General features: G+C 65.6%; 7 protein-coding genes. 3 read left to right on the forward strand and 4 right to left on the reverse strand.

Annotation, left to right across the window (positions count from 1 at the left end):
* On the reverse strand, positions 1–767 hold a 767-nt coding region (locus tag VKM35_RS11540; RefSeq protein ID WP_324321167.1), incomplete at its 3' end, for an exodeoxyribonuclease III.
* 127 nt (positions 768–894) lie between these two features.
* Between VKM35_RS11540 and pyrE the strand changes: the two genes are divergently transcribed.
* Positions 895–1,542 (forward strand): orotate phosphoribosyltransferase, encoded by a 648-nt coding sequence (pyrE, locus tag VKM35_RS11545; protein WP_324321168.1) that lies wholly within the window; start codon positions 895–897, stop codon positions 1,540–1,542.
* Between the two features lie 7 nt (positions 1,543–1,549).
* On the forward strand, positions 1,550–2,233 hold the full coding sequence (locus VKM35_RS11550; RefSeq protein ID WP_324321169.1) for a DUF4124 domain-containing protein: 684 nt from the start codon (positions 1,550–1,552) through the stop codon (positions 2,231–2,233).
* A gap of 59 nt (positions 2,234–2,292) precedes the next feature.
* Here the strand turns inward: VKM35_RS11550 and VKM35_RS11555 are convergent, their stop codons facing one another.
* Genes VKM35_RS11555 through coaBC form a run of 3 tightly spaced genes read right to left on the reverse strand, consistent with a single transcriptional unit; the run spans position 2,293 to position 6,294 of the window.
* Complete coding sequence (locus VKM35_RS11555) at positions 2,293–4,614, reverse strand: phosphomannomutase/phosphoglucomutase (protein WP_324321170.1); 2,322 nt, start codon at positions 4,612–4,614, stop codon at positions 2,293–2,295.
* Positions 4,615–4,633: 19 nt separating this feature from the next.
* Positions 4,634–5,092 (reverse strand): dUTP diphosphatase, encoded by a 459-nt coding sequence (gene dut / locus VKM35_RS11560; RefSeq protein WP_324321171.1) that lies wholly within the window; start codon positions 5,090–5,092, stop codon positions 4,634–4,636.
* Positions 5,089–6,294 (reverse strand): bifunctional phosphopantothenoylcysteine decarboxylase/phosphopantothenate--cysteine ligase CoaBC, encoded by a 1,206-nt coding sequence (coaBC, locus tag VKM35_RS11565; protein ID WP_324321172.1) that lies wholly within the window; start codon positions 6,292–6,294, stop codon positions 5,089–5,091. Before coaBC ends, dut begins: the two co-directional genes overlap by 4 nt.
* A gap of 96 nt (positions 6,295–6,390) precedes the next feature.
* On the opposite strand from coaBC, the gene radC reads away from it, so the two are divergent.
* Complete coding sequence (gene radC / locus VKM35_RS11570) at positions 6,391–7,065, forward strand: RadC family protein (RefSeq protein WP_324321173.1); 675 nt, start codon at positions 6,391–6,393, stop codon at positions 7,063–7,065.
* Positions 7,066–7,076 lie beyond the last annotated feature (11 nt).

Raw genomic sequence — 7,076 nt, forward strand, 5'->3', positions numbered from 1 at the left:
CATGCGTAATCCACCGCATACGGCGCGTGGTCGGAAAAACGCGGGTCGGCGGTGATTGCGCAACTCTTCAATTGCTCACGCAGGTTCGGCGTCACGATCTGGTAGTCGATGCGCCAGCCGACATTCTTGGCGCGTGCCGCGCCGCGCTGGCTCCACCAGGTGTAGTCCTCGCCTTCCGGGCGCAGGTGACGATAGCTGTCGACCCAGCCGCGTTTGGCGAACAACAGATCCAGCCAGGCACGCTCTTCCGGCAGACAGCCGGAATTTTTCTGGTTGGACGTCCAGTTCTTGATGTCCTTGCGCGTGTGCACGATGTTCCAGTCGCCGCAGATCACGTATTTGCGGCCGCTGGCCAACCAGCCGTCGAGGATCGGCGTGAACCAGTCTATGCAGCGGAACTTGAATTGCTGGCGCTCGTCACCCGACGTACCGGACGGAAAGTACAGCGAGACCACGCTCAGGTCGCCGAAGCGCGCTTCCAGATAGCGGCCTTCTTCGTCGAATGCTTCCCAGCCCAGCGCCGTGCGCACTTCGTCGGGCTCGCGCTTGCTGTAGATCGCCACGCCCGAATAACCTTTCTTCGTGCTCGCGTCGCGAAAATTCACGTGATAGCCGCGCGGTCGGAAACTCGCATCGGCGAGCTGATGTTCCTGCGCCTTGGTTTCCTGCACGCAAAGCACGTCGGCCTTCTGCGTGGCGAACCAGTCGAAGAAACCCTTGGTAGTCGCGGAACGCAGGCCGTTGGCGTTGAAGCTGATTATTTTCACGGGAGCAAGGACGTGGGACGGGAGGAGGAAAGACTAACCCAGCCCGACCGCGCCCGGGCAGTCCAATCCATCCCTGCAACCTCTCCCGTATCATCGTGTCCGTCTTCCGGACTTCCCAGACCCGCCCATGCTCGATTACCAACGCCGCTTCCTCGATCTGGCCCTGGCGCGCAACGTGCTGCGCTTCGGCGAGTTCACCTTGAAGTCGGGACGCACCAGCCCGTATTTTTTCAACGCCGGATTGTTCGACTCCGGCGCTGCGCTGGCGACGCTCGGTGCGTGCTATGCCGACGCACTGACAACTTCCGGTCTGGCGTTCGACATGCTGTTTGGCCCTGCCTACAAAGGCATTCCGCTGGCGACGGCCTTGTCGGTGACGCTGGCCACGCGCGGTCGCGATGTGCCGGTGGCATTCAATCGCAAGGAAGCCAAGGCGCATGGCGAAGGCGGTAGCCTGATCGGCGCAAAGATCGCCGGCCGCGTGCTGATCGTCGACGATGTGATCACCGCCGGCACTGCCATCCGCGAATCGCTGGAGATCATCCGCGCTGCCGGTGGCGAGCCCTGCGGCGTGTTGATCGCGCTCGATCGCCAGGAGCGCGGCCAGACCGGTTCGCGCTCCGCGGCACAGGAAGTCGCCGCGGAATTCGCGCTGCCGGTGATCGCCGTCGCCGGCTTGAACGAGCTGCTGCATCTGGCCGACGAGCGGCCGGAAGTGGCCGCTTACAAAGACGCGCTGGTGGCGTATCGTTCGCGCTACGGCAGTGAACCCTGAGGTCGCCATGAAAACGAATCGACTGATCCTGGCCATGCTGGTGCTGCTGATGGCCGCGAGCGCCGCGCAAGCCCAGGACAAGAAAAAACTTTATCGCTGGGTCGACAAACAGGGCAAGGTTCATTACGACGACGCCCTGCCACCGGAAGCCGTCGACCAGGCAAGACGCGAATTCAACGCCAGCAATGGCAACAGCGCCGGCTCGGTCGACCGCGCATTGACTGCGGAAGAACGCGCCCAGGCCCAGGCCAGCCAGGATGCCGCCGCCAAGGCCGCTGCCGTCGTCCAGGCGCAGCAGATGCAGGAATCTTCGATGCTGGTGAACTACCAGACCGAAGCCGATCTGCGCCACGCTTACGACGAGCGCATCACCTTGCTCAAGCAGACCATCGAATCGACCGATATCGGCCTCAAGGGCGTGCGTTCCAGCCTCGCCGACATGCTGGCGCAGGCCTCGGAAACCGAACTCGACAATCGCAAGGTGGATGCGAAACGCGCCGGCGATATCCGCGAGCTACACGTCGAGATGATCAAGCAGCAGAACATCCAGTCCAGCCGCATGAGCGAACTGGCTTCGCTGGATTCGGAATTCCAGCGCGTGCTGGCGCGTTACCGCGAACTGCGTGGACAGCAGCTGGCAGGCGCACCGGCCGCGCCCGTTAGCGCAGCGGCACCCGCCGCCACGAAATGATCGCGACCTGATCGCGATCTCCAGGGCCGCCGGAAATCAGGCGGCCCGAAATCACCGGATCAGAAACCCAGAACCAACGCCGGATTGAGCGCGAGGATCTGTTCGCGGAACGTGGCTTGGATTCGCGCCAGCGCCGCACCGTCCTTGGCATCGAAACGCAGCACCAGCACCGGCGTGGTGTTGGACGCACGCACCAGGCCCCAACCATCTGGCCAATCGGCACGGACGCCGTCGATGGTGGTGATGCGGGCACCCTCGAACTTCGCCGAGGCGGTGAACGCCTCGATGAAGCTGTATTGCTCGCCCTCGGCAACCGCGACCTTGATCTCCGGCGTGGACACGCCCTTGGGCAGGGTCGCGAAAATCGTGTCGGCGTCATCGGGCGAAGCGGCGAGGATTTCCAGCAGGCGCGCAGCGGCGTACAAGCCGTCGTCGAAACCGTACCAGCGCTCGCGGAAGAAGAAGTGTCCGCTCATCTCGCCGGCAAGCTCGGCCTCGGTTTCCTTCATCTTCGCCTTGATCAGCGAGTGCCCGGTCTTCCACATCAGCGGGCTGCCGCCATGGCGCAGGATGTGCGTGGCGAGATGACCGGTGCATTTGACGTCGTAGATGATGCAGGCGCCGGGGTTGCGTTCGAGCACGTCGGCCGCGAACAACATCAGCAGGCGATCGGGATAGATCATCTCGCCGGTTTTGGTGACCACGCCGAGACGGTCGCCGTCGCCGTCGAAGGCCAGGCCGATGTCGGCGCCGACGCGTTGCACGACGCGGATGAGATCGACGAGATTTTCCGGATCGCTCGGGTCGGGATGATGATGCGGGAAGGTGCCGTCGACTTCGCAGAACAGCGGCTCGACATCGGCACCGATCGCCGCCATCAGGTCGGGCGCGAAATTGCCGGCGACGCCGCTGCCGCAGTCGACGACGATCTTGAGCTTGCGTTCGATCTGCACGTCGCCGGCGATGCGCGAGATGTAATCGGACTTGATGTCGCGCGCGACGCTCTGGCCCAGGGTGTCGGCGCGATACAGGCGGTTTTCGGCGATGCGCGCATACAGCGCCTGGATCGCCTGCCCGGATAGGGTTTCGCCGTCGACGACGATCTTGAAACCGTTGTAGTCCGGCGGATTGTGGCTGCCGGTAACCGACACGCCGCAACCGGTGCGCAGATGGAAGGTGCCGAAATACACCACCGGCGTCGGCACTTCGCCGATATCGATGACGTCGCGGCCGGCTTTGCGCAGGCCTTCGATCAACGCCGCGGACATTTCCGGAGACGACAGCCGGCCGTCACGACCGACGACGATGTTGCGCAGGTTGCGCTCGGACATCAGGCTGCCGATCGCGTGGCCGATCAACATGGCGATGCTGGCGTCGAGCGTCTTGCCGACCACGCCGCGAATGTCGTAAGCCCGGAAGATGGTGCGATCGAGCGCGATCTTCGGCACTACTGGCGCCTCGACCACACGCACCGGCGCGGCATCGGGCGGCGCGACCACCTGGCCGCTACTCTGCAACTGCGCAAGCGTTGGCGTGTCGCCGCCATCGTCGCTGTCCGCGCTCGCCGGCGCCGCCGTCTTGCCGCGCGGCATGAGTTTCGGGGCCATCAGCAGACCAGCGCCGAGCAGACCGAACAGCGCGGCAAGACCGATCTCGCCGTAGCCGCCCTGTTCGAACAAGCCACTTTCCACCAGTGGCGCAGCGGCCACCACGCGCATCGGCGTGCCGTCCACGGCGATTGCACCGACTTCGGCGCGGAACTTGAGCTCGTCGGCCTTTTCGCCGGCTTCGACCAGATTGAATCGACCCTGGCGCAACGCCACGTAGCCGCCCTTGGGTGCGGCATCCTTGAATTTGTCGTAGATCGGCGCGACCGGCAGGCGCACATACACCAGCGAAATCGCCTGGCCCTGGTCGACCAGCGGCAAGGCCAGGCCCAGATGCGCGGCGCCAGCGTCCTTGACCACTGCCGTCGCCGGATTGCCGTCCTGCAGCGCGCGCTCGAGGATGCCGAGCTTGCCGTAACCGAATGCCGCGGGGTCGGCATAGGCAGCGGCGAGATCCGGGGCAATGAACTCGACGGCTTCGATGCCGCTCCAGCCCTCGGTGACCAGATCCTTGGCTGCGCCGAGATCATTGGCCTTCACCGCCATCACCAGGGCATTGCGATTCTTCAGCGCCGCCATATGGTCGAGTGCTGCTTTCAGCTGCGGCTGCACCTGATCGGCGACTTGCCGACGGGTGGCATTGACCGCGTCGTTCAGCCGGTTCGCCGAGCGCAGTTGCCAGCCGCTCCAGGCCATCCACAGCGCCGCCAGCAGGAACAATCCGCCCACCAGAGGCAGCACCAGCGCAGGTTTGAAGCTCGACATCGATTTCATTTGGTCCCCCTAGACCCGTTCAACGCACGCCGGTATGGCCGAAACCACCCTCACCGCGTGCGCTCTGTTCGAAATTCTCGACCTGCCGGAATCTTGTTCGCACCACCGGCAGGAAAACCAGCTGGGCGATCCGGTCGCCGGGCTGGATCACCTGTGGATTCTGCCCGCGATTCCACAAACTCACCATTAGCGGCCCCTGGTAGTCGGCATCGATCAGGCCGACCAGATTGCCCAGCACCAATCCCTGTTTGTGACCCAGCCCCGAGCGCGGCAGGATCACCGCACACAGCGAAGCATCGCCGATGTGGATGGCCAGCCCCGTGGCCAGCAACTGCGCCTCACCGGGCGCCAGCGTCACCGGCGCATCGCAGAGCGCGCGCAGGTCCATGCCGGCGGAAGCGGCGGTCGCATAGTCGGGCAACGGAAAATCCTTGCCCAGACGCGCATCGAGAACCTTGAACTCGACGTCGCGGATCACGCCGACGCCCCCAGGCGTGCGGCGATCAGCGCCAGCAAGGCGCCCGCGACCTGGCGCTTGGGCCCGCGGGCGATATCGCTGCGACCCTCATGCGAAAACACCGCGAGCGCATTGTCCTCGCTCTCGAAACCAATGCCCTGGGCGGAAACATCATTGGCGGCGATCAAGTCCAGGCCCTTGCGGCGCAGTTTGTCCTGCGCGTAGGTATCGATGTCGTTGGTCTCGGCGGCGAAACCGACCACGAGCCGCGGCCGCGCCGCATGGCTGGCGACTTCGGCGAGGATATCGGGAGTGCGCACGAGCTTGAGGTCGAGCGTTTCCCCGGATTTTTTAATTTTCTGCGGCAGGGTTTCCGACGGCGCGTAATCGGCGACCGCGGCAGCGCCGATGTAGACGTCCTGGCCCGGCAAGGCCTGCAGCACCGCCGCGCGCATCTGCGCAGCGCGACGCACGTCGATGCGCTCGACGCCAGCCGGCGTCGCGAGATTCACCGGCCCGGCCACCAGCACGACTTTCGCGCCCATCGCTGCGGCCGCAGCGGCGAGCGCGAAACCCATCTTTCCGGAGCTGCGGTTGCCGAGAAAACGCACCGGATCGAGATCCTCGAAGGTCGGCCCGGCACTGATCAGCACGCGGCGACCGGCGAGCAGCGGCGGCTGCGACAACGCCGCAAGCGCGGCCACGATCTGCAGCGGTTCAAGCATGCGGCCAGCGCCGATTTCGCCGCAGGCCTGGTCGCCTTCGCCGGGGCCGAGCACGGTGGCGCCACGCGACAGCAAGGTGGCGACATTGGCCTGCGTGGCGGCATGCGCCCACATCATCCGGTTCATCGCCGGCACCAGCGTCAGCGGCGCTTCCGATGCGAGGCAGATGGTGCTCAACAAATCATTGGCGATGCCATGCGCAAGTCGCGCGATCGCATCGGCGCTGGCCGGTGCGATCACGATGCGGCTGGCCCAGCGTGCGAGTTCGATATGCCCCATCGCAGCTTCCGCTGCGGCGTCCCAGAGCGTGGTACCAACCGGATATCCCGACAATGCCTGGAATGTGGTCGCGGTGACGAATTGCTGCGCGCCTTCGGTCATCACCACGCGGACTTCGGCGCCGGCATCCTGCAGTCGGCGCACCAGATCGGCGGCCTTGTAGGCGGCGATGCCACCGCTCACGCCCAGCAGGATTCGCTGTCCGGCTAATTCGCTCACGTGCGGGGTTTCCTACGGCCAAAGACGGCCTAGCTTACCCGAAGGCGCGGCCCGCCCCGAGCTCCCTGCGACCCGCGTCGCGGGCAATCTCGACGCATGCACATACACGACTGGCCCAGCGCCGAACGTCCCCGGGAAAAACTGCTGGCGCGCGGCAGCAGTCAGCTTTCCGATGCCGAGTTGCTCGCACTGTTCATTGGCAGCGGCGGCCGCGGCCAGAACGTCGTCGAACTGAGCCGGCGCCTGCTGGTCGATCACGGCGGCCTGCGCGGCCTGCTCGATCGCCCTGCCGGCGAGCTGGCCAAACTCGCCGGCATCGGCCCGGCCCGCGCCTGCAGCCTGGCCGGCGCTCTGGAACTTGGCACGCGGCATCTCGGGCAGCGGCTCGAGCGCGGCGCCGCGCTCGCCGATCCGCACCAGGCCGGCGACTATCTGGCGCGCAAGCTGCGGCCGCTGCCTTACGAAGTATTCGCCTGCCTGTTCCTCGACACCCGCCATCGCGTGATCGCCTACGAGGAGTTGTTCCGCGGCACGCTGGACGGTGCCGAAGTGCATCCACGCGAAGTCGCCCGCCGCTGCCTGGCGCTCAATGCCGCGGCGGTGATCTTCGGGCACAACCATCCCAGCGGCAGTCTCGAGGCCAGCGCCGCCGACCGCGCCGTCACCGCACGGCTCAAGCAGGCATTGACCCTCGTCGATGTCCGCGTCCTGGATCACTTCATCGTCGGCGATGGCGCGCCGGCCTCGATGGCGCAGTCCGGGCTGCTCTAGCGGGCCCGATA

This window comes from Arenimonas sp. (assembly GCF_035312645.1).
Taxonomy (GTDB): domain Bacteria; phylum Pseudomonadota; class Gammaproteobacteria; order Xanthomonadales; family Xanthomonadaceae; genus Arenimonas.